Genomic DNA, 26731 nt, shown 5'->3' on the forward strand with positions numbered 1-26731 from the left:
AAATGCCGAATGATGTCGAGAAAGACGTTCGTCGAAGCCCCGCGCACATTGCTGCGCGAGTCAACGAATTTTCTTATCCACGATCTAGGAATCCGATAGGAATAGGACTAAAGTCTCAATGCTATTTGGGTAGTTTTGGGGTCGTCGCGTGTGAAGATCAAGCACACCGCGAGATGTTCAGGAACGTTGATTGATGCGTCCCAAATGTACCGGCCAAATGGGATGACAACCGGCGTCGTTAGCCGAGCAGCAGCTTGATATCGTGAACCCATGGCCCGGCGCCCTGGCCGTCGCGTGCGAAGAGCCGCAGGCGACCTTCCGGGTCGAACACATAACTCGCCGCCGTGTGGTCCATCGTATAGCCGTCGGGCGTCTTGCCCGGCACTTTCGCGTAGTAGACGCGAAAGTCCTTGGCCACTTTGTCGAGCTGCGCCTGATCCGCCGGCCGCAAGCCGACGAAGGCCGGGTTGAACGCCGGCACATACTGGCCGAGCAGCGCGGCAGTGTCGCGGTCCGGATCGAGCGTGACGAACAACACCTGCACGCGTTTGGCGTCTGCCGGCCCAAGTTGCTGCATCGCCTGCGAGAGTTCGGCCATCGTTGTCGGGCACACGTCCGGGCAATGCGTGTAGCCGAAGAACAGCACCACCACCTTGCCTTTGTAGTCCGCAAGCGTGCGCATCTTGCCGCTCGTGTCGGGCAGCGAGAAATCGGTCGCGAACTGCTTGTTGCCGGTGATATCGACGTTCTGGAACGCAGGCGCATCCTGGCCGCAGCCGGCGACAAGCGCGGCGCCACCGAGCGCGCAAATCGCGACGGCGAAGCGCGCGGCGCGCATCGCGAAGGCAAAGCGGTTCTTGTTCAGCATGATGTGATTGGGCAGCAGCAGTGACCTGAAGCGGGACTGGGCAACCTGGGCTGCAAATCGGCTGCCGACTGCGCCCACCTTACGCGCCGATCAGCGCGCGCGCATAGTGATCGATCAGCAAGGCCGCGAACAGCAGCGACAGATAAACGATCGAGTAACGAAAGGTCTTACGCGCAAGCGCGTCCGAATATTCCCGATAAATCTTCCACGCATAGCCGAGGAACACGGCGCCGAGCAGCACCGCCGCGCTCAGATACACGACGCCGCTCATTCCCGAGATGAACGGCATCAGCGTGACGGCAAACAGGATAGCCGTATAGAGAAAGATGTGCAGCCGCGTGTATTGTTCGCCGTGCGTGTTCGGCAGCATCGGCAGGCCTGCGTTTTCATAGTCTTTACGGCGATAGAGCGCGAGCGACCAGAAATGCGGCGGGGTCCACACGAAGATGATGAGCACGAGAATCCACGCGTCGCCCGGCACGTGGCCGGTCACTGCCGCCCAGCCAAGCGCCGGCGGCATCGCGCCGGACGCGCCGCCGATCACGATGTTCTGCGGCGTGTAAGGCTTGAGCAACAGCGTGTACACCACCGCATAGCCGACGAAGGTCGCGACGGTCAGCCACATCGTCAGCGCATTGGTGAACGTATAGAGCGTCGCCATGCCGAGGCCGCCCAGCACCGCGGAGAACAGCAGGATCTGGACCGTGGTGATCTCGCCGCGCGCGGACGGGCGCCATGCGGTACGGCGCATCATCGCGTCGATTCTCTGTTCGACGAGGCAGTTGATCGCGAACGCCGCGCCTGCCAACAGCCAGATACCGATCGTCCCGCCGATCAGCACGGTCCACGGCACCATGCCCGGCGTCGACAGAAACATACCGATCACCGCGCAGAACACCGCGAGCTGTGTCACACGCGGCTTGGTCAGCGCGAGGTATTGGGAGATCCGGCTACCGGACTTACCTGACGAATGGGGGAGTGTTGTGCTGTCCATGTGGGTCACGCTGGTGCGGCATCGCGCGCGGGTAACATCGCGCGGCCGGGACGGCTAGAAGCGATTCGAAAGTTTAGCATAACGAGTAGCAGCAGCAGGACCGCGGCGCCACCGTTATGCGCAACGGCAATCGGCAACGGCCATTGCAGAACGATGTTCGACAGGCCCGTAAAAAACTGGATCACGATCACGAGCAGCACGCCGTCGGCAGGCCGCCGCAGCGACTCGAACCGGCGCAATTTCAATGCTAGCCATAGCAGGTACGCCACCACGACAATCGCGAAGGTACGATGCGTCCAATGGATCGCGACGAGCGCGGTTTGCGTGATCATGTCGCCGTCGCCGTTCATGCCGAGGGCGCGCCACAAGTGAAAACCGTGCTCGAAATCCATAGGCGGCAGCCATTGACCGTTGCAGGTCGGAAAGTCGGTGCATGCGAGCACCGCGTAGTTCGTGCTGACCCAACCGCCCAGCGCGATCTGCACGATCAGCAGGACGAGGCCGGCCAACGCGGCGGTGCGCCAGCGGCCCGCGGCGGGCTCGAACACCGGCAGCGGGGTTTGCCGTGCGGCGAGCCAGCCAAGCGTGCCGAGCAGCGCGAGGCCCAGCAGCAGATGCGTCGTGACGATGACCGGCTGCAGTTTCATCGTCACGGTCCATGCACCGAATATGCCTTGCACGACGATCAGCATCAGCAGCGCCGTCGGCCACCACGGCGACACGTGTAGCGGGCGCCGGCGGATGCGCGCACTCCACGCGATCAAGACCTGCGCGATGATCAGCACGCCGATCGCCATCGCGAAGTAGCGGTGGATCATTTCGATCCATGCTTTCGTCATGCTGACCGGGCCGGTCGGCATCGCCTGATAGGCGGCGGAAATCGCCGCGTGGGCGATAAACGGAGAAGACGTGCCATAGCAGCCGGGCCAGTCCGGACAGCCGAGGCCCGAGTCGGTCAGCCGTGTGAAGCCGCCGAACATCACCAGGTCCAGCGTCAGAAACGTGTTGACCCAGACCAGTTTGCGGAATTTATCGTCGTCGACCTTGACCCACACGTACGAGAGCGGCAGCAGCGCAATGCACAGTCCGATCAGGCCGAGTTGCAGTACGAACATCGGAATCTCTACCTTTACCGCGATCGTGGATGACGTCAGCCGATGCTCGAATTGCGCAGCAGCTTCGACACGTCGCTCTTGATCTTGCTCGGATTCGGATCTTTCGGGAAACGCATCATCAGGTTGCCGTTCGGATCGACCATGTAAATGTGATCGGTCAATTGCGTGCCGTCGTCGACCGGCAGCCATGCGGTGACGTCCGCGACGGGCGCAACCAGCTTTTCCGTATCCGGATAAGCGGTTTCGATCACGTCGGGCACCTTCGCCGCGTCGGTACGCAGCCACACATTGACGATCCGCTCACGCTCTCCCGCCTGCGTCGCGCGTATCTGCCGCATGAAGTAAAGCTTGGTCGCGCACGCCTTGTCGCACGCGCTTCTGTCGACTGAGATCATCAGCCACCGGCCGCGCAGCGTCGCGAGCTTGATCGGCTTGCCGTCTTCGCCGGTGACGACGAGCGATTCGGGAATCGGCCTCTGCGGTTCGATCAGCTTGCCATAGCTCGTCGTACCGCCAGCCGGCTTGATCACGTAGTACGCCAGATACGAGCCGATCACCGGCGCCGCGCAAATCAGCGCGATCAGCAGCATCATCCAGCGGCCGCGCTGCCACGAGCCGCGGCGCGAGACAGCCTGTGCCGATGCCGGGCGCGTGCCCGACTTCGTTTGTCCGGCGGATGACTGGGAAGGCGACTTTTGCATCGACACTGCGTAACCTCTTCAAATGGTTGCACGGCCAGGTCGGCCGTTTCAGTCTCACACCTGCGACAACACGACGCATATCCGCCCCATCGCGCACCAGGCGCGACGTCCGGTCAGGCGTCGCTCGCGCGTTCCTGTTTCTGCTGCGGGTCTTGCTGCGGGTCCGGCTCCAGTTGGTCTTTCTTCGCGGCACGCCGCGCCGCATACAGGCCGAAAGCCAGCGCGGCAACCGCCATGCCCCACCACTGGAACATGTACCCATAATTGCGCTCGACGTCAGTCGTCGGTACCGGCCAGTCACGCACGAGCTTGTCGCCGTCGTCGCTCAGCTGCTGGATCACAAACGGCTGCAGTGGCAGCCCGGTTTCGGCCGCGTAAGCGCGCACGTCGAGATTCTGCCGAATCTTCTGGTGCGGTGCGGAACCGCCCTGCCCGAGCTCGAACGCGCGGCTCGCATCGGCACGCGCGATGCCTTCAATTTCGACATCGCCCTTCGGCGTGTCATAAGTGGCGATTGCGGTGCGCACATCGGCGTTGCGCGGCAACCAGCCGCGATTCACCAGCACATACCCGCCGTCGCGCAGTTTAAAAGGCATCACGACATAAAACCCGGCCTGATCGTTATACGGCCGATTATCGAGGTACACCACTTGCTCGGGCATAAATTGACCGATTGCCCGCACGCGGTGGAACTCGATCTCTTTCAACGCAATGGGCGCTGCACCGACGGTTTCGGCCGGTGCATTCTCGAACTGCGTGATGTGCGCCTGCAACGCTTCCTTCTGATGCGCGCGGTCGCGCTGCCAGAAACCGAGACGCACCGTCACCGCCACGACGATCAGAATCAGCAGCGCCGGCAGCCAGCGGATCTTCATCGAACCGCTCCAGCGATCCGACAGCCCCTTGCGCGCGGTGCGATAATGCCACTGTTACGTTCGCTTTCCTGAGTTTCCGTGGGTTTCATGCACATTCTCGTTCCCATCGCTTTTGCGCTGATCATCGCCAGCATGATCTCGGCGTTGTACTTCATGATGCACGACCGCGGTCGCACGAAGCGGATGGTCTGGTCGCTTGCGACGCGCGTCGGATTATCGATTTCGCTGTTCCTGTTCATCCTGTTCGCGCACTGGATGGGCTGGATTCAGTCGACCGGGATTCCCTACGGCCGGTAGCACCGGAACATCCAGGACGCCGTTAGGAGGGCTTTTGCGCCCCTGTGGCGATCTTGCGGCGCAGCCTTGCACCTTCCGTCAGTGGACGTCAGCCTGTGAAGCAAAACGCCGCCCCGACACAGTCGAGGGCGGCGCCTGGTTGATTCGATACTACCGTCTTTACCTGCCCTGCTTTTCCTGCCTGCTCGCGTGCCATGCGTTCAACCACCGGTGCACGCACGCGCAACCGCATCACATCACAGCCAGTAGACGACGACGTACAGCCCCAGCCACACGACGTCGACAAAGTGCCAATACCACGCGGCCCCTTCGAACGCGAAGTGATGGTCGGCCGTGAAATGCCCGCGGATCAACCGGATCATCACCACGGTCAGCATCGTGCCGCCGAGGAATACGTGAAAGCCGTGGAAACCGGTCAGCAGGAAGAACGTCGAACCGTACACACCCGACGCAAGCGTCAGGTTCAGCTCGTTGTACGCGTGGAAATACTCGAAGCCTTGCATGAACAGGAACGTAAGGCCCAGTACGACCGTTGCCGCAAGCCACGCGATCGCCTTCCTCCGATGATTATCGCGCAGCGCATGATGCGACACGGTCAGCGTCGCGCCCGACGACAGCAGCAGCGCCGTATTGATGGTCGGCACCGGCCACGGCGTCATCGACTTGAAGTGGGACACGAGGTCCGCCGGTCCGATGTTCGGCCATACACCCGTGAAATCCGGCCAGATCAGCTTGTAGTCAAGACTGCCCAGTTGATGCATCGCGATCGCGCGTGCGTAGAACAGCGCACCGAAGAACGCGCCGAAGAACATCACTTCGGAGAAGATGAACCAGCTCATGCTCCAGCGGTACGACACGTCGACGCGCTTGCCGTACATCCCGCCTTCCGATTCGGAAATCGCGTCGCCGAACCAATGCCACAGCGTGAAGAGCAACCAGAGCAGACCGACCAGCGCGGTAAATGGCGCCCACGGCTCGCCGTTCACCCACGCGGCAAACGACGACAGCATGATCAGCAGCCCCACCGCCGCGCTGATCGGGTGCCGCGACGGGTGCGGTACGAAATAGTACGGGCTCTCGTTTTGACCGCTCATTCTTGATTCTCCACTTCAGTCCAGTTGTTCCGGGCTTGCCCGGCTGTATCTTCGACGGCACGTCGGTACCGCACCGCTTCGCTTTAATCGTCCTGCTCCATCGCCGACCGCATACGCTACACAGCACACTGACCGCGTACTCAACGGCGCAATCCGCCGCGCATGTTCAGCATCAACCCACCACCGCGTGCACCACGAGAATCAGCACGCCAATGAATACCGCCGCGCAGATCAGCGCCGCGACAATCACGTGCAGCGGATTAAGCTGCGTCGCATCCGCTTCGAGGTCGCGCCGCTTGCGCACCCCAAAAAACGACCACATCACGGCCTTCATCGATTGGCCGAAACTGCTCTTCCTGCCCGTATGGCCGTTGTCGCTCATGTTTTTCGCCTCCCGTCGCGCTGCGCTGGCAGCCGCTGTTTCCAGCATGCGTCAGGCGGGGTTCGAGCCCTGCCCTGCTGCGTTATCCTTCGCCGGCGAAGCCGGCGTAATCAGTTCGAAGAACGTGTATGACAAGGTGATCGTCTTCACGTCCTTCGGCAACTTAGGGTCGACCACAAACACGACCGGCAGCAGCTTCGTCTCGTGCGCGTTGAGTTTTTGCTGCGTGAAACAAAAACATTCGATCTTCTTGAAGTACTCGGTGGCCTCGCGCGGCGCGTAGCTCGGGATCGCCTGAGCATCGACCGTGCGTCCTTGCGGATTGGTCACCTGGTACATCACTGTCGTCACTTCGCCCGGATGCACGTCGATGCTGTTCTGCTCCGGCTTGAAACCCAATGGCCCGCGCGCGTTCGCGTCGAACTCGATCGAAATCGTGCGCGTCATATCGACCTGCGTGTTCTTCGCTTCCGCCGCGCTGGTATCACGCTGCACCAGGTTGTTGATACCGGTCACCTGGCAGATCGCACGGTACATCGGCACCAGCGCAAAACCGAAACCGAACATCAGGAACGCCACCACAACGAGCTTGAACAGCATCGAGCGGTTGAACGAGCGATTGCCCTCGTCCGGCGAATGCATCGACATCAAACTTCCTCAGTGAACCGTCTGAACCGTCAAACGGCTACGAAAACCATATCTGCTTGATAAAGGCGGCCACGAAAAACGCGGCTGCGATAGCAAACAGGATCAAACCAAGCCGCCGGCTGCCTGCGCGAATCTCGTCAGGTGTGCGCGTTTTCGGTGGTTTCCGGGTCATGCTGGTGTTTCGCGTCGCATCCATGGCTACTTTCTCGAGCCGGCGATCTTGCGGCTTTCCGGTTCCGAACGACGTACTGACGCGGGAACACGGACAGGCCGAAAGATCGCTATTTCTCTTTCGCCGAATCGGTTTACTCGACCGTCGGCGGATGTTCGAACGTATGGAACGGAGCCGGGCTCGGTATCGTCCATTCGAGTCCCGTCGCGCCCTCCCACGGCTTGTCACCCGCCTTTTCGAGGTCGCCACCGCCACGATAAGCCGGCAACGCGACCGCGAACAGGAAGTACACCTGCGCGAGACCGAAGCCGAATGCGCCGATCGTGATCACCTGGTTCCAGTCGGTGAACTGCGCCGGATAGTCAGCATAACGACGCGGCATGCCTGCGAGCCCAACGAAGTGCATCGGCAGGAACGCAAGGTTGAAGAAGAACAGCGACGCCCAGAAGTGAATCTTGCCGCGCGTCTCGTTGTACATCCAGCCGGTCCACTTCGGCGACCAGTAGTACCAGCCGGAGAACAGACCAAAGAGCGAACCCGCCACCAGCACGTAGTGAAAGTGCGCGACCACGAAATAGGTGCCGTGATACTGGATGTCGAGCGGCGCCATCGCGAGCATCAGGCCCGTCAGGCCGCCGAACGTGAACACGAACAGGAAGCCCACCGCGAACAGCATCGGCGTTTCGAACGTCAGCGAGCCACGCCACATCGTCGCGACCCAGTTGAACACCTTCACGCCGGTCGGCACGGCGATCAGCATCGTCGCGTACATGAAGAACAGCTGGCCAGTCACCGGCATGCCCGTTGCGAACATGTGGTGCGCCCAGACCATGAACGACAGGATCGCGATCGACGCCGTGGCATACACCATCGAGCTATAGCCGAACAGCGGCTTGCGTGCGAACGCCGGGATCACCTGCGACACGATCCCGAACGCCGGCAAGATCATGATGTACACCTCGGGGTGACCGAAGAACCAGAAGATGTGCTGGTACATCACCGGGTCGCCGCCGCCTGCCGCGTTGAAGAACGACGTACCGAAGTGGCGATCGAACAGGATCATCGTGATCGCACCTGCGAGCACCGGCATCACGGCGATCAGCAGGTACGCGGTGATCAGCCACGTCCAGACGAACATCGGCATTTTCATCAGCGTCATGCCGGGTGCGCGCAGGTTCAGGATCGTCACGACGATATTGATACCGCCCATGATCGACGACGCACCCATGATGTGCACCGCGAAAATCGCGAAGTCCATGCCCGGGCCCATCTGCGTGGACAGCGGCGCATACAGTGTCCAGCCGGCTGCCGTCGCGCCGCCCGGCACGAAGAACGAACCGACCAGCAGCACGGCGGCGACCGGCAACAGCCAGAAGCTGAAGTTGTTCATCCGCGCGAAGGCCATGTCGGACGCGCCGATCTGCAGCGGGATCATCCAGTTCGCGAACCCGACGAACGCCGGCATGATCGCGCCGAACACCATGATCAGGCCATGCATGGTGGTCAACTGGTTGAAGAATTCGGGACGCATGATCTGCAGGCCCGGCTCGAACAGCTCGGCGCGGATGCCAAGCGCCATCACGCCCCCGGACAGGAACATGATGAAAGAGAACAGCAGATACAGCTGGCCGATATCCTTGTGGTTGGTGGCGAACAGCCAGCGGCGCCAACCGGTCGGCGTGCCGTGCGCATGATCGCCGTGCACATGCTCGTGCCCTGGGACAACATCGTGTCCGATGCTAGACATGACAATCTCCTAAAACGAATACTGCTCGGCTGACGGCGAAGCGTCAGGCCGCAGGGCTGATTCAATACGCAGGGCTTCGCTCGCGACGCCGCCCATGATGTTTTTTGGCTTCATTGTGCACCCGATGCCGGCGTCGCCGCCGACGCGCCGGCAGCGTCCGAGGCGCCTGCCGCGGCGCTGCCCGCCGCTGCGGCGTCGCTCGCACCCGCCGCGGCCGCGCCGGCCAGATGATCGCCGCCTTCGGGCAGCTTGCCGTTGCGCGCATCCGCGACCTGCATCGGCTGCAAGATATCGCCGGTATGGTTGCCCCACGCGTTGCGCTCGAACGTGATGACCGACGCGATCTCGACGTTGTTCAGCGTCGGCGCCCACGACGGCATCGCACCCTTGCCGTGCAGCACGATGCTGACGTGCTGAGCGATAGGACCGTTGACGATCTTGCTGCCGTCGAGCGCCGGGAACTGGCCCACGCCCTTGCCGGTCGGCTGGTGGCACACCGCGCAATTCGCCGCGTAGACCTTCGCGCCGCGCTCGCTCAGTTCGGTCAGCGTGTACGTGCGGTTCGGATCGTCCGCGCCGGCGGCCAGTTTCTTCTTCTCGTTGTCGACCCACTTTGCGTAGTCTTCATCCGACAACACTTCGACGACAACCGGCATGAACGCGTGTTCCTTGCCGCACAGCTCGGTACAGAAGCCGCGGAACGTGCCGACCTTCTCGGCCTTGAACCAGGTATCGCGTACGAAGCCCGGAATCGCGTCCTGCTTCACGCCGAACGCGGGCACAAACCACGAGTGCACGACGTCATCAGCGGTGGTGATAATGCGAACCTTCTTGTTGACCGGCACGACCAGCGGATTGTCGACTTCCTGCAGATAGGTATCGGTGATCGGTTCCCTGCCGTCCACCTGGGCACGCGGGGTAGAGAGCGTTGAAAGGAAGCTGATGCCTTCGCCCGGGCCCTTCACGTAGTCGTAGCCCCACTTCCACTGGTAGCCGGTCACCTTGATCGTGAGGTCCGCGTTCGACGTGTCCTTCATCGCCACTACGGTCCGCGTGGCCGGCAACGCCATCAGCACGACGATGATGAACGGGACAATCGTCCAGATGATTTCGACCGTGGTGCTTTCGTGGAAGTTGGCGGCCTTATGGCCTTTCGATTTGCGGTGCGCGAACACCGAGTAGAACATCACCCCGAACACGGCGACGAAGATCACCGTACAGAGGACCAGCATGGACATGTGCAGGTTGTAGAGCTCTTCAGCGATCTTCGTCACGGGTGGCTGAAGGTTGATCTGGTTGACGCGGGGGCCGCCCGGACTGTCGCCGACTGCAAGGGCGGCGCCGGCGAAGAGCAGCCCGCTACACGCCAGCACGCCCGTCAGGGCTCGCTTGATTGTTTTCATAGCTTCCTTACCCAAAATTTCCATTCAAACCCTCGACCCCGCTGGAAGGCTGTACCGCACCCCCCTGAAGGCGCGGTTCAGTGTTCGTCAGAATGCGCGCGATAGGGCCGTCCCGCCCGCTCATCGCGCGTCGACTCGCTGATCGCTCGCGTGACACCCGTCAACACTGTCTGAGCCACCTGCGCAGTTCATTCGCGAATTCGGCACGCCGATACTGCGCAAGGTGCTGCCCAATCATGATCGTCTCGCCACGCGCGACCAGCTTGATCCGATCGCGCGGCGTTGCTCCCGGTTCGACCCGCACCCAGCGCGGATTGAACTCGAACTGCGTGACATCTTCCGCGCTGACCTGTTCGATGACGAGCCGGTTCGGATAAAGCCTGACGCGTTCGTAATCGACCGCATGCCGCGCATACATCGCAAAAGCAACCGCGACCGCCAACAACTCGATGCCGGTAAACGGCAGCACCAGCCATGCGCCGCACAGGACCAGCATGAAAGCGATAACCAGCGAGAAGGACGCGAGCGACATGTAAAACCAGACGAACTGCCGCGGCGACACCGCGCAGTTGCGCTTCATCAGCCAGTCTTTCACGACCGGTTCAGAACTTGTCAGCAGATCGGTTGCTTCCATCGCTGCCTCCCGCGTACTGCCCGTCGCCCCATGCCCGGCGGCGTCGCTGCGCTATTTATCCGCCACTGACCCTCTGCCTCGCGTTGCGCCTGCCGCACCAATGCGGGGACCCCCGGGCGACAAACTGACGCATTATAGGCGGGTTCTATGGCATCCACAAGCAAGCGTCTATCGGCCTGTAAGCCATATGCGACAAGCCTCTGCGCCGTTTTGCCGCACTCTGCACAGGTCTTTTTTTACCGGCCTGATTCCAGACATAACGGTTTCACGTGTTCTCCTCTTTAGCGTCGTTTTCGTCAATGGTTCCTTGAAGGACCGCGTCCGATGTCCTCGATGCGCACGATGCCGTGTCCTTCCGCGGTGGTCCGCGGCACGGCCTTCCATGCATGGCCGTAGATCACCTCGAAGGTCAGCGGGATCGTGCCATCCGTGCGCCGGCGCGCTTCGAGCGCCGCCAGCAACGCATGGTGCAGGCGCCGGGCCGGCACGCCCGATGATGCCGCCGCGCGTTCGAACGGGAAAGCGCCCCAACGGCGCACATCCGTCAACAGCGACTGCGGCGATTGATAGGTGATCGTCAACGTCTCCTGGTCCATCACCGGAATCTCGAAACCGCTTGCGACCAGCATGTCGCCGAGATCGTGCATATCCACGAAATCGATCACATGCGCACGCGACTGCTCCCCATGCGCGGCTTCGACTTGCGCGTACGCGCCGCGCAATTCCTTGAGCGTGTCGGGGCCGAGCGTGCTGAACATCAGCAGGCCACCGACCTTGAGCACGCGCTGCCATTCCGGGAAGACGAGATCGGGGCGCGAATGCCAATGCAGCGCCAGATTCGACCAGATCAGGTCGAACGCGTTAGCGGCGAACGGCAGTGCCGCGAAGTCCGCCTGTGCGAAACGCGGGCCGCGCGCACCGAGCGCCTTGCCGAGCGCGGCCGGCAGGAAGCGGCGCCAGCTCGTGTCGCCGACATCGTGATGCACCGCGCGCGCGAGCATCTGCCACGACAGGTCCGTGCCGAAGACGGGCGCCTCCGGAAAACGCTGACGCAGCACCGGCAGATCGTCGCCCGCGCCGCAACCCGCGTCGAGCACGTGCGCAGGTGCCACCTTGATGTAATCGAGCCGTTCGCGCATGCGCTGCGCGATTTCGCGCGGCAGGAACGCGACCTCGCTGAAGGTCGCCGCACGGCGATCGAAAATCCGCCTCAGGCGTCGCGAATCATAGGCCGGACGGCTGGATTGGCTTGATGACGGGGACATGGGAGTCGTACTGACGAAGAGTGCGAAGTATACTCGCTCGCTTCCATCCGTTCAGCGTCGGCGGCTTGCCAGGCGGCGATTCATGCACATCATGCCTCTTTTGCGGCTATTTTCAGCGTCGATTCGTCGTACCTTGCGTCGTGCAAGGTCGGGGTTGGGTGCGCTGTCGTTTTTGAGATCGATGTTGCCGTCGTCAGATCGGTTCATTCGCTGGTCGAAGCAGGTCTGGCCACAGCTGGTGCAGTGCTTGCTCCCCAACCTGTGCGCGTTATGCGGCAATATGTCGCATAACACGCTGTGTGACGGCTGCGACGCCGCGTACTGGAACGAAGCGCGCCTGCGCTGCGCGATCTGCGCGTTTCCGTTGACAGGTTCGTCACGGCGCGCCGGTGCCGCGCGCTATCAATGCGCGGCCTGTCGCGCCGAGCCGCCTCCGTTCGATGCGACCTTCGCGCTCGCCGACTATCGCGCGCCGCTCGATGCGTTGGCGCTTGGTCTGAAGTTTCGCGCTCGTCTGATGCTGGCGCGCGAGTTTGCGACACGTCTTGCCGCGCTCGCCGCTGACGCGCCCGATCTCACGCCTCTCCCGGACATCATTGCGCCGGTCCCGCTTGCGTCCGGGCGGCTCGTCGAACGCGGCTACAACCAGGCGTGGGAAATCGCGCGGCCCTTCGCAAAGGCGCTGCGCGTACCGGCAGACGCGACGCTGATTCGCCGTGTCGTCGAGACCGCGCCGCAGTCGACGCTCGATCTGAACGCGCGCCGGCAAAACGTCGGCCGCGCATTCGCTGTGACGAAGCCGTTGCACGGTCTGCACGTCGCACTCGTCGACGACGTGATGACGACCGGCGCCACGCTCGAAGCCCTTGCCCGCACGCTGAAGGCGGCCGGCGCGCGACGCGTGACGAATTTCGTTGTGCTGCGTACGCCGAAACACTAGTTCTGGTGATTGCCTGATATGTTCAATGTCGTTCTTGTCGAACCGGAAATTCCCCCGAATACCGGCAACGTGATCCGCCTGTGCGCCAATACCGGCGCGCGGCTGCATCTGATCGAACCGCTCGGTTTCCCGCTCGACGACGCGAAAATGCGGCGCGCAGGGCTCGACTATCACGAATACGCGAACATGCACGTGCATCGCAACTGGGATGCGTTCGTCGCCGCTGAAACGCCCGAGCCGGCGAGGATGTTCGCATTCACGACACGCGGCTCGAGTCCGTTTCATTCGCATGCCTTCATGCCCGGCGACTGGTTCGTGTTCGGCGCGGAAACGCGCGGTCTGTCCGATGCGGTGCTGAGCCGCTTCGCCGCCGCGCAGCGCGTACGCTTGCCGATGCGGCCGGGCAACCGGAGTCTGAATCTGTCGAATACGGTTGCGGTGGTCGTGTTCGAGGCGTGGCGTCAGGCGGGTTTCGAAGGCGGCGCCTGATCACGTCGCGCCGCGAGTTCGCGTTCATAGCGGTCGAACATCGCGTCGTCGAAGCACGCGAAGACCACACGCTCAATGCCACTTGCGTGTGGCAGTGTGTCGATCACCGTGGCGAAGGCGATGTGCACCGCGTCGTCAGGCGGGTAGTGGTAGACGCCGCAACTGATCGCCGGAAAGGCGATGCTCCTGAGGTGCGCCTGTTGTGCGAGCTCGAGCGAGCGCCGGTAGCACGACGCGAGCAGTCCCGCCTCGCCGCGCGCTCCGCCGTGCCACACCGGTCCGACCGCGTGAATCACGTGTCTCGCGGGCAGCCGGTAACCGCGCGTGATTTTCGCGTCGCCGGTTGCGCAGCCGCCGAGCGTTTCGCATTCACGCAATAGCTCGCGGCCCGCCGCGCGATGAATCGCGCCATCCACGCCGCCCCCGCCCAGCAACGACATATTCGCCGCATTGACGATCGCATCGACGTCGAGTGTCGTAATGTCGGCAACTTGTGCTTCGAGCGTGCAATGACCGATGGTAAGCATGGCAACCTCCGGATTCGATGCGACGATGGGCGCCGATATGAAGATGGGACAGCCGCAGGCGCTCGCCGTTCGTTGCGAGTTCAGGCCCGGCGCTTGCGCTCACGGGCCGGGCGGCCGGCGCCTATTCGGCTTTTGCGTCGCGACGCAGCAATGCGCTCACCGCGTCGCGTGGCGCGACGCCGTCGAATAGCACCGCGCATACGGCCTGCGTGATCGGCATTTCAATCGAATGCGCGCGCGCGATGGCTAACACGGCTTGCGCACAACGCACGCCTTCCGCCACATGACCGAGCGCGCCAAGAATATCGGCAAGCGAGCGGCCGGCCGCTAGCTGCATGCCGACCGTGCGGTTGCGTGACAAATCGCCGGTAGCGGTCAGGATCAGATCGCCAAGGCCGGCGAGGCCCATGAAAGTCTCGGCGCGGCCGCCGAGCGTCACGCCCAGTCGCGTCATTTCGGCCAGTCCGCGCGTGATCAGTGCAGCGCGCGCGTTGAGCCCGAGCCCCAAACCGTCGCCGATGCCGGTCGCAATGGCCAGCACGTTCTTTACCGCACCGCCCACTTCGACGCCGACCACGTCGTCGCCGGTATAGATGCGCATCGCGCCGTGGTGAAACGCGGCCAGCGTGCGTTCGCGGCAGGTGGCCGACGCACTCGCGACAGTCAGCGCAACCGGCAGGTTCTGGCCCACTTCGCGCGCAAAACTCGGTCCCGACAGCACCCCATTGCTCGGATGTCCGGCCAGTTCCTGCGCGACGACCTGATGCGGCAGCAACTGCGTATCCGCCTCGAAGCCCTTGCATAGCCAGACCACGTGCGCGGGCACCCGCTGCGCGTCGTGCATCGCACGGAAGAGCGGACGCAGGCCGGCGACTGGCGTCGCCACGACACACAGCGCGTCGTCGGCGAGCGCGTGGTCGAGTGCCGCCGTCAGATCCGCTTCGTAGCGAAGCGCAGCCGGCAAAGCAACGCCCGCCAGATAGCGGGCGTTTTCATGTGTCGACGCAAGCTCGGCGACGAGCGCGTTATCGCGCGCCCACAGCACCGTCTCGTGCAGCGACGCCAGATGACCGGCGAGCGCGGTGCCCCATGCGCCGGCGCCGAGAACAGCGACTTTCATGACCGGCACCGTATGCAGCGTGTCAGTGGGTTGCGCCGCTTTGCGCGCCACCGCCGTTTTGCGATGCGAGTTGCGCGAGACGCTGTTCATAGAGCGCCTGAAAGTTGATTTCCGCGAGGTGGATCGGCGGGAAGCCGGCGCGCGTGATTGCATCGGCAATGTTCGAGCGCAGGTACGGAAACAGAATGGTCGGACAGGCGATGCCGACGAGCGGATCGATCTGCTCGGGCGGAATGTTCCGAATGTCGAAAATGCCCGCCTGCTTCGCTTCGATCAGGAACGCCACCTTGTCGTTCACCTTCGCGGTGACGGTGCCGGTGACGAGAATCTCGAACACCGTATCAGCCAGCCGCTCAGCCTTCACGTCGACTTCGACCTCGACCGACGGCATTTCCTGTTCGAGAAAGATGGCCGGCGAATTCGGCTGCTCGAGCGACATGTCCTTCAGGTAAATGCGCTGGATGTTGAAGAACGGCTGGTTATTCTCGTCGGACATGATTCGGTGCTCCCTCTCGGTACGTTGCGGCGGGCCGTCGAGGCCCGCCGGATTATAGGCATTGGCTGGTGTGCTCGCCCGGCAATCGGTGGCAATCGCTCCGGTATGGGATACCGGTGATGCCCGCGTGGATGGCCGATAGGCGGCAATGCGATTCGACTGACGCTGCGCGGCGCCGTCGACTTTACAAGCGAATGGGTCAGGCCACTTCGAGCAGCGGCGCGAGGCCGCCCGCGCGATCGAGCGCGGACAGGTCGTCGTAGCCGCCGACGTGCGTTTCGCCGATGAACACCTGCGGCACCGTACGGCGCCCGGTGCGGGTCATCATTTCCGCGCGTCGGGTCGGGTCCTTGTCGATCAGCACTTTCTCGACATGCTCGACGCCGCGCGACTTCAGTAGACGCTCGGCCATCTGGCAATACGGGCACACTTGCGTGCTGTACATGATCACTTTGTTCACTTCACTGCTCCTTGTTTCACAACCGGCATGCCGGCTTGCTGCCAGGCGTTGACACCGCCTTCAAGTACATGGACTTCGGCGTAGCCCGCATCACGCACGATACGTGCGGCCTTGTTCGAATGCTGGCCGGTCGGGCACACCAGCAGCACCGGGTTGCTCTTGTTCTTCACCAGTTGACCGACCTTTGCCTGCAGTTCCGCGAACTCCACGTGGCGCGCCGACGGCAGGTGGCCATTCGCGAACTCTGCTGCGGCACGCAGGTCAACAACCACAGCATTGCGACGATTGATCAACTGCGTCGCCTCCGCCGCGGACAGGCCGCCGCGGCCGCGGCGGGCGATCACCGGCCACAGGAGCAACGCCCCGGAGATGAGGGCGATCGCGATCAGGACAAGGTTCGTGTAATCGGTGAAAAACGTCACGGAAAATCCGCCGGAAAAGTAAGAAAAGGGGAGAAATAAAAAAGGGCAATCCGGCCATTATAAAATAATCACCTGTCCCGATGGCGAGCGCCAGAATATCGCGGCTCGCGCCTGGCATTACCGCTTCCTTACTACCGACCGGCAACACACATGCACAAACTCGTTCTCATCCGCCACGGCGAATCGACCTGGAACCAGGAAAACCGCTTCACCGGCTGGGTCGACGTCGACCTGACCGAACAGGGTATCCGCGAGGCAAGGCAGGCGGGCGACCTGCTCAAGGAGTCCGGCTACACGTTCGACATCGCGTACACGTCGGTGCTCAAGCGCGCGATCCGCACGCTCTGGCACGTGCAGGACCAGATGGACCTGATGTACCTGCCCGTGGTCCATTCGTGGCGACTCAATGAGCGCCACTACGGCGCGCTCGCGGGTCTGAACAAGGCCGAGACAGCCGCGAAGTACGGTGACGAACAGGTGCTGATCTGGCGCCGCAGCTACGACACGCCGCCGCCGGCGCTCGAGGCGAACGACCCGCGCGCATCGTACAACGACCCGCGCTATGCGAAAGTGCCGCGCGAACAGCTGCCGCTGACCGAATGCCTGAAAGACACGGTCGCGCGGGTGATGCCCATCTGGAACGAATCGATCGCGCCGGCCGTGAAATCGGGCCGCAACGTGCTGATCGCCGCACACGGCAATTCGATTCGCGCGCTCGTCAAATATCTGGACGACATCTCCGACAAGGACATCGTCGGGCTGAACATCCCGAACGGTGTGCCGCTGGTCTACGAACTCGACGCAGCGCTGAAACCCATCAAGCATTACTATCTGGGTGATCCGGACGCGATCGCGAAAGCGCAGGCGGCCGTCGCCAGGCAGGGGAAAGCGGGTTGATTGACCGCAGTGTGCCGGCGCCGGCTGGCTGGCGCCCGGCAAAAAAGCCCGCCCGCACCGGCGCACACGCGAAGTCACCCGGTGCGCCGGCGGGCCGCAGGCTGGCCACCGGCGCGCAGGTTGCCCCGCTGACAGACGAAAGCGAAAATCTGAAAGCGTGCCGATACACCACCGCGCGTCGGTTACCGCACATACACTATTCGCTGCCCACCACGACGATCCGAAGAACCTCGCTGTCCTGATCTTGTCGAAGCCGGGTCAACCGTCCAAACGGCCGCACCGGCGTCGAGAAGTTATACTTGTCCGTCCTTACCCTTCACGCTGCCACGCGCTTCCGACCGCAACAGACTCTATGCGAAAGAACCTGAAAACTATCGGCCTGATCGCCGCGGGCCTTGCTACCGGCGTTTTTGCAACTTTGCAACTTTCCGCCTCGGCCCAGCAAACTCCCGTTCCCGCGTCCAGTCCGCTGCCGCTCGACCAATTGCGGCTTTTCGCCGAAGTCTTCGGTCAGATCAAGCACGAATATGTGGAACCGGTCGACGACAAGAAGCTTCTGACGGCCGCGATCAAGGGCATGGTATCGAGCCTCGATCCGCACTCTTCGTACCTCGACAAGACTGATTACGAAGAATTGCAGGAACAGACCAAGGGCCGTTTCGCGGGCCTCGGCATCGAAATCTCGCAGGAAGACGGCCTGATCAAGGTGATCTCGCCGATTGAGGACACCCCGGCGTTCCGCGCCGGCATCCGTCCGGGCGATCTGATCACCCGCATCAACGACAAGCCGGTGCGCGGCATGACGCTCGACAAGGCCGTCAAGCAGATGCGCGGCGACCCCGGCACCAAGGTCACGCTGACGATCTTCCGCAAGACCGATGACCGGACATTCCCGCTCACGGTCACGCGCGCCATCATCAAAGTGAAGAGTGTGAAGGCGAAGATCCTCGCGCCGGGTTACGCCTACGTCCGTATTACGAGCTTCCAGGAACGCACGGTGCCCGACCTCGCCGCGGCGCTGGAAGATATCGCGCATCAGCAGCCGAACCTGAAGGGCCTGATCCTGGATCTGCGCAACAACGGCGGCGGTCTGCTGCAAAGCGCGGTCGGCGTCGCGGGCGCGTTCCTGCCGCCGGATTCGGTGGTGGTATCGACCAACGGCCAGATTCCGGATTCGAAGCAGGTTTATCGCGACACCTACGATAACTACCGCCTGTCGTCGTTCGACGGCGATCCGTTAAAGGGTCTGCCGCCGATCTTCAAGACCGTGCCGATGATCGTGCTGACCAACGCCTACTCGGCCTCGGCGTCGGAGATCGTCGCCGGTGCGCTGCAGGACCAGCATCGCGCGCTGATCGTCGGCAAGACGACGTTTGGCAAGGGCTCGGTGCAGACGGTTCGTCCGATGACCGCCGACACCGCGCTGCGGCTGACCACCGCGTACTACTACACGCCGAGCGGCCGTTCGATCCAGAACAAGGGCATCCGCCCGGACATCGCGGTCGATCAGTACGCGGACGGCGATCCGGACGACGCGCTCGTCACGCGTGAGGTCGACTACTCGAACCACCTGGCGAACACGCAGGATCCGAACGAGAAGAAGGAACAGGAGCAGCGCGAACAGGAACGCATGGACCAGTTGCGTCTGCTTGAAGAGCAGAACGACAAGAAGACGCCGGAGCAGCGTCAGAAAGATCGTGACCGCAAGCCGGTCGAGTTCGGCTCGAACGACGACTTCATGCTGCAGCAGGCGCTCAACAAGATGGAAGGCAAGCCGGTGATCGAGTCGAAGTCGGCAATGGAGCGCCGTCTCGCGCAGAACAAGCCTGCGCAGTCCGCCTCCGCACCGGTCGCGGTGAAGCCGGCGCTGCCGGTGACGCCGGGCGCGTCGGGTCCGGGTGCCGCGGCACCGGTGCCGGCGTCGGCTGCGACGTCGTCGAGCAGCAAGTAACGCTCGTCTCGCGGGTCTTCGGGGTCTTCACGGCGACACGCCGCGAAGACCCCTGATGCTTTCAAGGTCTCTCAAAGCGTCGAAGTACTTATCCCGCGCGCGGCTAGAATAAGACATCGCCGCCTTTCGCTCCGCCGCCGTGCGGATCCCTGCTTGAAGAATAAAAGCATACGGCGGCCTCGTAATGCGACGCGCCCCGCCATGAACGACGATCAACTCCTTCGCTATTCCCGCCATATCCTTGTCGACGAACTCGGCATTGAGGCTCAGCAACGTTTTCTCGATGCGCACGCAATCGTCGTCGGCGCGGGCGGGCTTGGCTCCCCGGCCGCGATGTATCTGGCGGCGGCAGGCGTCGGACACCTCACGCTGGTCGATGCCGACACCGTCGATCTGACCAACCTGCAGCGGCAAATTCTGCATGTCACCGCATCGGTCGGTCGCAGCAAGGTGGAATCGGGACGCGATGCGATTGCGCGGCTCAATCCGGATGTCAAGGTGGACGCCGTCACCGAACGCGTCGACGACGCGTGGCTCGACGGTGCGGTGTCATCCGCGACCATCGTGCTCGACTGCACCGACAACTTCGCCACGCGTCACGCGATCAATCGTGCATGCGTCGCGCACCGCGTGCCGCTGGTGTCCGGTGCCGCGTTACGCTTTGACGGCCAGATCAGTACATTCGATTTCCATGACGAGGCGTCGCCCTGCTACGCATGCGTGTTTCCGGAAGATCAGCCATTCGAGGAAGTCGCGTGCTCAACGATGGGCGTGTTCGCGCCGACGGTCGGCATCATCGGCGCGATGCAGGCAGCCGAGGCGCTGCGTGTGATCGCAGCCATCGGCACACCGCTGGTCGGCCGCCTGATGATGCTCGATTCGCTGCGAATGGAATGGACCACAATGCGCATCGCGCGACAGCCAGATTGCCCGGTGTGCGGCGAGCGCCATTGATCGGGCGCAGCGCGCGCATAGGCCATTGCGGCCATTGCGGCAATTGAGGGCAGCCGCGGCCAACCGCGCGGCCCGCAGCGCGCGGCAGCGGCCCACCACGGCGCGCGCCAACGTGCGCGCCGAACGCTCAATCAGGCCTGCGCTACCCGCTTGAGCGCCGCCTCGAGTTCGCCCGGCTCAAACGCCGCCAGCACGTCGGCAACCGGCTTCTCGAGCGTCTTCAGATTCGAACGGAGAATCTCCTGCTTCACAAGCAGCAACTGGCTCGGATGCATCGAGAACTCAGTGAGCCCCATGCCGAGGAACAGGCGTGTCAGCAGCGGATCGCCCGCCATTTCACCGCACACCGAAACCGGCACGCCGGCCCGCTTCGCCTCGCGCAGCGTGAACGCGATCAGATGCAGCACGGCCGGATGCAGCGGATCGTACAGATGCGCGACCGCGTTGTCCGCACGATCGATCGCGAGCGTGTATTGAATCAAATCGTTCGTGCCGATCGAAAGAAAGTCCAGCCGCTTCAGAAAGAGCGGTAGCGCGATCGCCGCCGCGGGTATTTCGATCATTGCGCCAACCCGTACGGCTGGGTCATACGCGAGCCCGGCGTCGTCGAGCTGACGTTTCGCTTCACGAATCAGATCGAGCGTCTGATCGATTTCCTGCGCGTGTGCGAGCATCGGGATCAGAATCTTCACGCAGCCGAACGCCGACGCGCGCAGAATCGCACGCAGCTGCGTCAGAAACATCTGCGGCTCGGACAAGCTCCAGCGGATCGCGCGCAGCCCGAGCGCAGGGTTCGGCGCGGTCTCATAGCCATCACCGGTGCTGCCCATCGAATCGAGCGGCTTGTCCGCGCCGACGTCGATCGTGCGGATCGTCACCGGCATGCCGTTCATCAGCTCGACCGCGCGGCGATAGGCATCGAACTGCTCTTCCTCTTCCGGCAGCCGACCGGCCTTCTGGTTCATGAACAGGAACTCGGTACGGAAAAGGCCGACACCGGTCGCACCGGCGTCGATCGCGGCGCGCGCGTCGTCCGGCAACTCGATGTTCGCGCACAGCTCGATATGCGTGCCGCACAGCGTCTTGGTTGGCGAGAACTTGAGCCGCTGCAGCTTGCGCTGCTCGAGCGCCTTTTCGCTTTGCCGGTACGAATATTCTTCGAGGACGATCGGCGCGGGATCGACGATCACGATGCCATGGTCGCCATCGACGATGATCAGATCGTCCTGGCGAATCAGCGCGCTCGCCTGTTGCACGCCGACCGCCGCGGGAATGCCGAGGCTGCGCGCGACGATCGCGGTGTGCGACGTACGGCCGCCGAGATCGGTGACGAAACCCTGGAACGTCTGCGTCTTGAACTGCATCATGTCGGCCGGCGCGATATCGTGCGCAACGACGATCATCTCGTCGCATGCGCCATGCACGTTATGCGCGAGATTCACCGATGCGCCGGCCAGCGCCTTCAGCACGCGCTCGACCACCTGTTCGATATCGGCCTTGCGCTCGCGCAGGTATTCGTCATCGACTTCATCGAAATGGCGCGACAGTCGCTCGAGCTGCTCGGTCAGCGCCCACTCGACGTTGTAACGGCGCGTGCGGATCAGATCGAACGTTTCCTGGACAAGCATCGCGTCGTTCAGGATCATCGAATGGACGTCGATAAACGCGCTCATTTCGGTCGGCGCATCGGCGGCCAGATCGGCGCGCAATGCATCGAGTTCCTGAGTGACGACGCGTTGGGCTGAGCGAAAACGTTCGATCTCGCCTTCGATTTCGGCGGGTTCGATCAGATAGTGGTCGACGTCGAGTGCGGCCGGGGCGATCAGATAGGCCCGCCCGATGGCAATACCGCGTGACACGGGAATTCCATGCAGCGTGAACGACACGCGCACCTCCTCTAGTTGTGTAATGCCGCGGCAAACCGCTGCAGTGCTCTCAGACCCCGCCCACGATTATAGATTCCGCGGCATGCGCGCGCGCTGTGCGCTGCAGCAGAAATGCTTCCCATCGAACGCAACAATGCTGCATTGATGAAATGAAAGAACCGTCGGCCGCTTACGCCGATCAACCCGATCATCGCCGAATCCTGTCGCGCAGGGCTGACGCTTGTAAAACCCGCTTGCAAAACGCTTATGCCCAAAACAAAACGCCGCGGCACAGCCGCGGCGTTTTTCACATCGGACACAACGCCGCGTCCCGCTATTGCCCTTCGCCGAATTTATCGGCGATCAGCTTCAACAGCGCATCCATCGCTTCTTGCTCGTCGCTGCCTTCCGTTTCGATCAGCACCGTGCTGCCGATGCCCGCCGCCAGCATCATCACGCCCATGATGCTCTTCGCGTTGATACGTCTGCCGTTGCGGCTCATCCAGATCTCGCACTGAAAGTTCGCGGCCAGTTGCGTCAGCTTGGCCGACGCGCGCGCGTGCAGACCCAGCTTGTTCACGATTGTCGTTTCCTGTTGCAGCATCTGATCATCCGAAAAGCGGTTGTTGAAGTTGTTGGTGTTGCCGGCGCGAGCACTGCGGCAGGCGGGCGGACCACGCTTATCGGCCGTTCGCCTTGCTGCTCGCGTCAAGCGCGCTATCGGGCGGTAGCGCGGGCATGCAGTCCGCGTCGCTCGCAATCGGCGCGACCGGCGGGGGCATTGCCGGGCCGACCGCATGGATGCCTTTCGTTGCACCCGCAAGCGCTTTGTCGACGAGCGTATCGAGCGGCGTAGCACGGTAGCATACGGCGCGCACCAGCATCGGCAAGTTGACGCCTGCAACGACCCGCACGTCCGGCAGCGTTGCGAGCCGTCCCGCGATGTTCGACGGCGTCGCGCCGAACATATCGGTCATCACGAGCGCGCCGTTGTCTTCTTTCAGACGCTCGACCTCGCTATGCGCGAGCGCGACGATCTGCGCGGGATCGCAATCGGGCGTGACGTCGATCACGCCGATGCGGGCGGGCAAGCCGCCATATATGTGCGCGACACACTCGCGTAGCGCGGTGGCGAACGGAGCGTGCGCGATGATCAGAATGCCTGCCATGTCAGCCTTGCTACAGGAAACGACCCGCTATCGTGGCCCGGAGGCGGTGGTATACACCGGCTCCTCGGCCGACCTTGCGTGTCCTGACGACGTGCCCCAGTCCCGGGAAAGGGGCCGGAACGCTTGCGGGGAATACGCGGGTCAAAGCGCGAGCGGGCATTGTAACAGTGTCATTTTCGCGCCTTCGGACGATTCGCGCTCGCATGGCGCGCACACTCCCGGCGCGGCGGGGACGCTCACGCACCAATACGCGTTGCGGCGGCGGCCACCCCGCGCCGAGCAACGGTGCGTTAGCCGATCGCGTGCTCCAATGCATCGATGAACATGGCCGCCACGTCGAAACCGGTCTGATCCATGATCTCGCGGAAGCACGTCGGGCTCGTCACATTCACTTCGGTCAGCCAGTCACCGATCGCATCGAGACCCACCAGCAACAGGCCGCGCGCGGCCAGCACCGGCGCGAGCGTATCGGCAATCTCCCGGTCACGCGGCGTCAGCGGTTGCGCCACGCCCAGGCCGCCCGCGGCCAGGTTGCCGCGTACCTCACTGCCCTGTGGAATGCGCGCGAGCGAATACGGCACGGGCTCGCCGCCGATCAGCAGAATGCGCTTGTCACCGTCCTTGATCTCAGGGATGAACTTCTGCGCCATCACGGTCCGCGCGCCGTCATGACTGAGCATTTCGACGATCGAACCGAGGTTCATGCCGTCGGGCTTCACGCGGAACACACCCATGCCGCCCATGCCGTCAAGCGGTTTGAGGATCACGTCTCCATGCTCCGCGTGAAACGCGCGCAGACGAGCCGGATCGCGCGTCACGAGCGTCGGCGCGACGAACTGCGGGAATTCGCCGATCGCGAGTTTCTCCGAATGGTCGCGAATCGCCTGCGGCTTGTTGAAAACGCGCGCGCCCGCACGCTCCGCGAGTTCAAGCAGCCACGTCGACGTCACGTACTCCATATCGAACGGTGGGTCCTTACGCATCAACACCGCGCCGAAGCTCGTCAACGCGCGCGGCGCGGCTTCCTGTGGCATGAACCACGTCTCGCGGTGACTATCCGCCATGTCGCCGACCATCTCGAAGCGCTGCGCGCTCGCCTCGACCGCCCCGCCCGTCCACGCCAGATGGCGCGGTTCGCACGTGTACAACGTGTGCCCGCGGCGCGCGGCCTCGGCCATCATCGCGTACGTCGTGTCCTTGTAAATCTTGAAGCGGGAAAGCGGGTCGGCGATAAAGAGAATGTCCATGGAATACCTGATGCGCCCACGCGGGCTTGCGTTGATCGTTGCACTTCACCGTCACGAGAAACGGTTCGACCGCCGCAACGCGTCAGACCTGGATCGCTTCCGGATCGGTCCGCTCGAGTTCCAGCGACGCGGCAAGCAAACCCAGCCGCGCGACGACACCATACATGTAAAACCGGTTTGGCGGCGCCGCGCCTGGCTTCGCCTGCGCATCGGGCAGCGCAGTGTGCTCGAAGCCGAGTGGCACGAAATGCATCCCCGGCGCATTCAGGTTCTGGTCGCGCTCCCGGCTGCCGTGCGCGCGGTAGAAACCGCCGACCACATATCGGTCGATCATGTAGACAACCGGCTCGGCGACTTCTTCGCCAATTCGTTCAAACGTGTAGACGCCTTCCTGCACGAGCATGTCGTGCACTTCAAGGCCCTCTTTCGTCGCAGCCATCTTCGTGCGTTCACGCTTGGTCAGCGCGGCGACTTCGGACGCGTCGTGCACGGTCATCACACTCATGCCGTATGTGCCCGCATCCGACTTGATCACGACGTAAGGCTTCTCGGAGATACCGTACTCGCGATATTTCTTCGCGATCTTTTTCAGCACGCCGTCGATCGCATCCGCGAGCGCTTCTTCGCCAGTTCGCGCTTCAAAATCCACGCCTTCGACGTGCGCGAAGTACGGATTGATCATCCACGGGTCGATCTCGACCATCTTCGAAAACTTCTTTGCGACGTCGTCATAGCACGAGAAGTGCGTCGACTTGCGCCGCACCGCCCAGCCGGCATGCAGCGGCGGCAGCAGATACTGCTCGTGCAGATTCTCGAGCACCGGCGGAATGCCGCCGGACAGATCGTTGTTGATCAGAATCGAGCACGGATCGAAATTTTTCACGCCGAGGCGACGTGGTGAACGCTCGAGCGGTTCGAGCACGATCTTCTGGCCGTCGGACAGTGGGATCGTGACCGGGCCGCCGATCGACTCGTCGAGCGTGCCGAAGCGCACGTTCAGACCCGCCTGCCGCATGATCGTCGCGAGCCGGGCGACGTTTTCGAGGTAAAACGCGTTGCGCGTATGGCGCTCCGGGATCACCAGCAGGTTCTTTGCATCCGGGCAGATTTTTTCGATCGACGCCATCGCGGCCTGAACCGCGAGCGGCAGCACTTCGACCGGCAGGTTGTTGAACGCGCCCGGAAAGAGGTTCGTATCGACAGGCGCCAGCTTGAAGCCGGCGTTGCGCAGATCGACCGAGCAGTAGAACGGCGGCGTGTGCTCCTGCCATTCGAGCCGGAACCAGCGCTCGATGGCGGGGGTCGCGTCGAGGATCTTCCGCTCGAGGTCGAGCAGTGGACCGTTTAACGCCGTAACTAGATGCGGAACCATTGATCACTCACAGACTGGAGAAGGACGATTGTAGAGCAAACGCTACGCCCATCTGGGGACGCTTTCTCCAACCGCAAGGCACGCGCGAAACTATTCTTTAAGCTACCGAAAAATCGAGCAAAATCCACCGTTTACGAGATGGCACGGGAAGAAAAAAGCCCGCCGTAAGGCGGGCCGGGTTGCTGCGCTTACACAACGGGTACGGGTGAAACCGCTTTGCTCCTTTATTCGACGTGTTCGCCGTGCAGGATCACGTCGAGACCTTCGCGCTCTTCGTCTTCGGTCACGCGCAGGCCCATCACCATATCGATCACCTTCAGCAGGACAAAGCTGACCACGCCGCTGTAGACGATGGTCGTCAGCACGCCCTTGACCTGCAGCATCACGCTCGCGTCGAGGCCGCTGATATCCTTGACCGCGAACACGCCGGTCAGGATCGCGCCGACGATACCGCCGATGCAGTGCACGCCGAACGCGTCGAGCGAATCGTCGTAGCCGAGCTTGTGCTTGAGCCAGGTGGCCGACCAGAAGCAGATCGCACCGGCCAGCAGGCCGATGACCAGCGCGCCGGCGACACCGACGAAGCCCGAGGCCGGCGTAATCGCGACCAGACCCGCGACCGCGCCC

At 62.8% G+C, this 26731-nt stretch carries 28 protein-coding genes and 2 pseudogenes; 6 read left to right on the forward strand and 24 right to left on the reverse strand.

Going from position 1 to position 26731, the window contains the following annotated elements:
* Positions 1 to 238: 238 nt before the first annotated feature.
* The 5 genes from HV796_RS26170 to HV796_RS26190 form a co-directional block, all read right to left on the reverse strand.
* Positions 239 to 868: an SCO family protein gene (locus HV796_RS26170; RefSeq protein WP_175229398.1), complete on the reverse strand. Its 630-nt coding sequence runs from the start codon at positions 866 to 868 to the stop codon at positions 239 to 241.
* 79 nt (positions 869 to 947) lie between these two features.
* A complete protein-coding gene (cyoE, locus tag HV796_RS26175; protein WP_175229399.1) occupies positions 948 to 1862 on the reverse strand; it encodes a heme o synthase in 915 nt (304 codons plus the stop codon).
* Between the two features lie 5 nt (positions 1863 to 1867).
* Positions 1868 to 2977, reverse strand: a complete 1110-nt coding sequence (locus HV796_RS26180) for a COX15/CtaA family protein (protein ID WP_175229400.1) — start codon at positions 2975 to 2977, stop codon at positions 1868 to 1870.
* Between the two features lie 35 nt (positions 2978 to 3012).
* A complete protein-coding gene (locus tag HV796_RS26185) occupies positions 3013 to 3570 on the reverse strand; it encodes an SCO family protein (protein WP_377695053.1) in 558 nt (185 codons plus the stop codon).
* A gap of 221 nt (positions 3571 to 3791) precedes the next feature.
* The gene (locus HV796_RS26190) at positions 3792 to 4553 is read right to left on the reverse strand and encodes an SURF1 family protein (RefSeq protein ID WP_175229402.1); all 762 of its coding nucleotides are present in this window, start codon (positions 4551 to 4553) and stop codon (positions 3792 to 3794) included.
* Between the two features lie 87 nt (positions 4554 to 4640).
* Here HV796_RS26190 and HV796_RS26195 point away from each other — a divergent pair, with 87 nt between their 5' ends.
* Entirely contained in the window at positions 4641 to 4850 is a 210-nt protein-coding gene (locus tag HV796_RS26195; protein ID WP_075155677.1) for a twin transmembrane helix small protein, read from the forward strand.
* 236 nt (positions 4851 to 5086) lie between these two features.
* Here HV796_RS26195 and HV796_RS26200 read toward each other — a convergent pair whose 3' ends face one another.
* The 8 genes and pseudogenes from HV796_RS26200 to HV796_RS26230 form a co-directional block, all read right to left on the reverse strand.
* Positions 5087 to 5944, reverse strand: coding sequence for a cytochrome c oxidase subunit 3 (locus tag HV796_RS26200; RefSeq protein WP_175229403.1), 858 nt, complete (start codon positions 5942 to 5944; stop codon positions 5087 to 5089).
* A 172-nt stretch (positions 5945 to 6116) separates the two neighbouring features.
* Complete coding sequence (locus HV796_RS26205; RefSeq protein ID WP_175229404.1) at positions 6117 to 6326, reverse strand: DUF2970 domain-containing protein; 210 nt, start codon at positions 6324 to 6326, stop codon at positions 6117 to 6119.
* A 51-nt stretch (positions 6327 to 6377) separates the two neighbouring features.
* The gene (locus HV796_RS26210; RefSeq protein WP_175229405.1) at positions 6378 to 6974 is read right to left on the reverse strand and encodes a cytochrome c oxidase assembly protein; all 597 of its coding nucleotides are present in this window, start codon (positions 6972 to 6974) and stop codon (positions 6378 to 6380) included.
* Between the two features lie 37 nt (positions 6975 to 7011).
* Positions 7012 to 7146, reverse strand: a complete 135-nt coding sequence (locus HV796_RS43455) for a cytochrome oxidase small assembly protein (RefSeq protein WP_217477997.1) — start codon at positions 7144 to 7146, stop codon at positions 7012 to 7014.
* Positions 7147 to 7279: 133 nt separating this feature from the next.
* Positions 7280 to 8893 carry a cytochrome c oxidase subunit I gene (ctaD, locus tag HV796_RS26215; protein WP_175229406.1) on the reverse strand — a complete coding sequence of 538 codons (1614 nt, stop codon included), beginning with the start codon at positions 8891 to 8893 and terminating at the stop codon, positions 7280 to 7282.
* A 122-nt stretch (positions 8894 to 9015) separates the two neighbouring features.
* Positions 9016 to 10320 (reverse strand): annotated as a pseudogene (gene coxB, locus HV796_RS26220) (cytochrome c oxidase subunit II); the annotation flags it as partial.
* A 136-nt stretch (positions 10321 to 10456) separates the two neighbouring features.
* Positions 10457 to 10930: a DUF2244 domain-containing protein gene (locus HV796_RS26225; RefSeq protein ID WP_175229407.1), complete on the reverse strand. Its 474-nt coding sequence runs from the start codon at positions 10928 to 10930 to the stop codon at positions 10457 to 10459.
* 296 nt (positions 10931 to 11226) lie between these two features.
* On the reverse strand, positions 11227 to 12195 hold the full coding sequence (locus HV796_RS26230; RefSeq protein WP_175229408.1) for a methyltransferase domain-containing protein: 969 nt from the start codon (positions 12193 to 12195) through the stop codon (positions 11227 to 11229).
* 238 nt (positions 12196 to 12433) lie between these two features.
* Between HV796_RS26230 and HV796_RS26235 the strand changes: the two genes are divergently transcribed.
* Positions 12434 to 13135: a ComF family protein gene (locus HV796_RS26235; RefSeq protein ID WP_343052983.1), complete on the forward strand. Its 702-nt coding sequence runs from the start codon at positions 12434 to 12436 to the stop codon at positions 13133 to 13135.
* Positions 13136 to 13153: 18 nt separating this feature from the next.
* On the forward strand, positions 13154 to 13624 hold the full coding sequence (gene trmL, locus HV796_RS26240; protein WP_175229410.1) for a tRNA (uridine(34)/cytosine(34)/5-carboxymethylaminomethyluridine(34)-2'-O)-methyltransferase TrmL: 471 nt from the start codon (positions 13154 to 13156) through the stop codon (positions 13622 to 13624).
* Here trmL and HV796_RS26245 read toward each other — a convergent pair.
* The 5 genes from HV796_RS26245 to HV796_RS26265 all read right to left on the reverse strand — a co-directional run bounded on the left by HV796_RS26245 (position 13597) and on the right by HV796_RS26265 (position 16649).
* Positions 13597 to 14151, reverse strand: a complete 555-nt coding sequence (locus tag HV796_RS26245) for an O-acetyl-ADP-ribose deacetylase (protein ID WP_175229411.1) — start codon at positions 14149 to 14151, stop codon at positions 13597 to 13599. The two genes, trmL and HV796_RS26245, sit on opposite strands and share 28 nt — an antisense overlap.
* A 121-nt stretch (positions 14152 to 14272) precedes the next feature.
* A complete protein-coding gene (locus tag HV796_RS26250; protein ID WP_175229412.1) occupies positions 14273 to 15271 on the reverse strand; it encodes an NAD(P)H-dependent glycerol-3-phosphate dehydrogenase in 999 nt (332 codons plus the stop codon).
* Between the two features lie 22 nt (positions 15272 to 15293).
* Positions 15294 to 15767, reverse strand: coding sequence for a protein-export chaperone SecB (secB, locus tag HV796_RS26255; protein ID WP_175229413.1), 474 nt, complete (start codon positions 15765 to 15767; stop codon positions 15294 to 15296).
* Positions 15768 to 15966: 199 nt separating this feature from the next.
* Positions 15967 to 16227, reverse strand: a complete 261-nt coding sequence (gene grxC / locus HV796_RS26260) for a glutaredoxin 3 (RefSeq protein ID WP_175229414.1) — start codon at positions 16225 to 16227, stop codon at positions 15967 to 15969.
* Positions 16224 to 16649 (reverse strand): rhodanese-like domain-containing protein, encoded by a 426-nt coding sequence (locus HV796_RS26265; protein WP_175229415.1) that lies wholly within the window; start codon positions 16647 to 16649, stop codon positions 16224 to 16226. The genes grxC and HV796_RS26265 overlap by 4 nt, the downstream gene beginning before the upstream one ends.
* A gap of 150 nt (positions 16650 to 16799) precedes the next feature.
* Here HV796_RS26265 and gpmA point away from each other — a divergent pair, with 150 nt between their 5' ends.
* The 3 genes from gpmA to HV796_RS26280 all read left to right on the forward strand — a co-directional run bounded on the left by gpmA (position 16800) and on the right by HV796_RS26280 (position 20451).
* Positions 16800 to 17546, forward strand: a complete 747-nt coding sequence (gene gpmA, locus HV796_RS26270; RefSeq protein ID WP_175229416.1) for a 2,3-diphosphoglycerate-dependent phosphoglycerate mutase — start codon at positions 16800 to 16802, stop codon at positions 17544 to 17546.
* Between the two features lie 352 nt (positions 17547 to 17898).
* Positions 17899 to 19497 carry a S41 family peptidase gene (locus tag HV796_RS26275; protein WP_175229417.1) on the forward strand — a complete coding sequence of 533 codons (1599 nt, stop codon included), beginning with the start codon at positions 17899 to 17901 and terminating at the stop codon, positions 19495 to 19497.
* Between the two features lie 201 nt (positions 19498 to 19698).
* Positions 19699 to 20451 (forward strand): HesA/MoeB/ThiF family protein, encoded by a 753-nt coding sequence (locus tag HV796_RS26280; protein WP_175229418.1) that lies wholly within the window; start codon positions 19699 to 19701, stop codon positions 20449 to 20451.
* Between the two features lie 131 nt (positions 20452 to 20582).
* On the opposite strand, the gene ptsP is transcribed toward HV796_RS26280, so the two are convergent.
* From ptsP to HV796_RS26310, 6 genes and pseudogenes are all read right to left on the reverse strand, one after another.
* Complete coding sequence (gene ptsP / locus HV796_RS26285) at positions 20583 to 22337, reverse strand: phosphoenolpyruvate--protein phosphotransferase (protein WP_175229419.1); 1755 nt, start codon at positions 22335 to 22337, stop codon at positions 20583 to 20585.
* 313 nt (positions 22338 to 22650) lie between these two features.
* Positions 22651 to 22920, reverse strand: coding sequence for an HPr family phosphocarrier protein (locus HV796_RS26290; protein ID WP_175229420.1), 270 nt, complete (start codon positions 22918 to 22920; stop codon positions 22651 to 22653).
* A 76-nt stretch (positions 22921 to 22996) separates the two neighbouring features.
* Positions 22997 to 23485, reverse strand: coding sequence for a PTS sugar transporter subunit IIA (locus HV796_RS26295; RefSeq protein ID WP_175229421.1), 489 nt, complete (start codon positions 23483 to 23485; stop codon positions 22997 to 22999).
* 290 nt (positions 23486 to 23775) lie between these two features.
* Positions 23776 to 24732, reverse strand: a complete 957-nt coding sequence (gene gshB, locus HV796_RS26300; RefSeq protein ID WP_175229422.1) for a glutathione synthase — start codon at positions 24730 to 24732, stop codon at positions 23776 to 23778.
* 82 nt (positions 24733 to 24814) lie between these two features.
* Entirely contained in the window at positions 24815 to 26104 is a 1290-nt protein-coding gene (gshA, locus tag HV796_RS26305) for a glutamate--cysteine ligase (RefSeq protein WP_175229423.1), read from the reverse strand.
* 224 nt (positions 26105 to 26328) lie between these two features.
* Positions 26329 to 26731, reverse strand: a pseudogene (locus tag HV796_RS26310) (ammonium transporter); the annotation flags it as partial.

Origin of the sequence: Paraburkholderia humisilvae (assembly GCF_902859855.1) — a bacterium.
Taxonomy (GTDB): domain Bacteria; phylum Pseudomonadota; class Gammaproteobacteria; order Burkholderiales; family Burkholderiaceae; genus Paraburkholderia; species Paraburkholderia humisilvae.

Coding starts and splice junctions, on each gene's coding strand:
- HV796_RS26210 (WP_175229405.1), bottom strand. CDS start 6,974: ATGTCGATGCATTCGCCGGACGAGGGCAATCGCTCGTTCAACCGCTCG.
- gshA (WP_175229423.1), bottom strand. CDS start 26,104: ATGGTTCCGCATCTAGTTACGGCGTTAAACGGTCCACTGCTCGACCTC.
- HV796_RS26200 (WP_175229403.1), bottom strand. CDS start 5,944: ATGAGCGGTCAAAACGAGAGCCCGTACTATTTCGTACCGCACCCGTCG.
- HV796_RS26225 (WP_175229407.1), bottom strand. CDS start 10,930: ATGGAAGCAACCGATCTGCTGACAAGTTCTGAACCGGTCGTGAAAGAC.
- HV796_RS26170 (WP_175229398.1), bottom strand. CDS start 868: ATGCTGAACAAGAACCGCTTTGCCTTCGCGATGCGCGCCGCGCGCTTC.
- HV796_RS26230 (WP_175229408.1), bottom strand. CDS start 12,195: ATGTCCCCGTCATCAAGCCAATCCAGCCGTCCGGCCTATGATTCGCGA.
- HV796_RS26185 (WP_377695053.1), bottom strand. CDS start 3,570: ATGATGCTGCTGATCGCGCTGATTTGCGCGGCGCCGGTGATCGGCTCG.
- HV796_RS26190 (WP_175229402.1), bottom strand. CDS start 4,553: ATGAAGATCCGCTGGCTGCCGGCGCTGCTGATTCTGATCGTCGTGGCG.
- HV796_RS43455 (WP_217477997.1), bottom strand. CDS start 7,146: ATGACCCGGAAACCACCGAAAACGCGCACACCTGACGAGATTCGCGCA.
- gshB (WP_175229422.1), bottom strand. CDS start 24,732: ATGGACATTCTCTTTATCGCCGACCCGCTTTCCCGCTTCAAGATTTAC.
- HV796_RS26205 (WP_175229404.1), bottom strand. CDS start 6,326: ATGAGCGACAACGGCCATACGGGCAGGAAGAGCAGTTTCGGCCAATCG.
- cyoE (WP_175229399.1), bottom strand. CDS start 1,862: ATGGACAGCACAACACTCCCCCATTCGTCAGGTAAGTCCGGTAGCCGG.
- HV796_RS26290 (WP_175229420.1), bottom strand. CDS start 22,920: ATGCTGCAACAGGAAACGACAATCGTGAACAAGCTGGGTCTGCACGCG.
- HV796_RS26195 (WP_075155677.1), top strand. CDS start 4,641: ATGCACATTCTCGTTCCCATCGCTTTTGCGCTGATCATCGCCAGCATG.
- HV796_RS26245 (WP_175229411.1), bottom strand. CDS start 14,151: ATGCTTACCATCGGTCATTGCACGCTCGAAGCACAAGTTGCCGACATT.
- ctaD (WP_175229406.1), bottom strand. CDS start 8,893: ATGTCTAGCATCGGACACGATGTTGTCCCAGGGCACGAGCATGTGCAC.
- HV796_RS26250 (WP_175229412.1), bottom strand. CDS start 15,271: ATGAAAGTCGCTGTTCTCGGCGCCGGCGCATGGGGCACCGCGCTCGCC.
- HV796_RS26180 (WP_175229400.1), bottom strand. CDS start 2,977: ATGTTCGTACTGCAACTCGGCCTGATCGGACTGTGCATTGCGCTGCTG.
- gpmA (WP_175229416.1), top strand. CDS start 16,800: ATGCACAAACTCGTTCTCATCCGCCACGGCGAATCGACCTGGAACCAG.
- secB (WP_175229413.1), bottom strand. CDS start 15,767: ATGTCCGACGAGAATAACCAGCCGTTCTTCAACATCCAGCGCATTTAC.
- HV796_RS26280 (WP_175229418.1), top strand. CDS start 19,699: ATGAACGACGATCAACTCCTTCGCTATTCCCGCCATATCCTTGTCGAC.
- trmL (WP_175229410.1), top strand. CDS start 13,154: ATGTTCAATGTCGTTCTTGTCGAACCGGAAATTCCCCCGAATACCGGC.
- HV796_RS26275 (WP_175229417.1), top strand. CDS start 17,899: ATGCGAAAGAACCTGAAAACTATCGGCCTGATCGCCGCGGGCCTTGCT.
- HV796_RS26295 (WP_175229421.1), bottom strand. CDS start 23,485: ATGGCAGGCATTCTGATCATCGCGCACGCTCCGTTCGCCACCGCGCTA.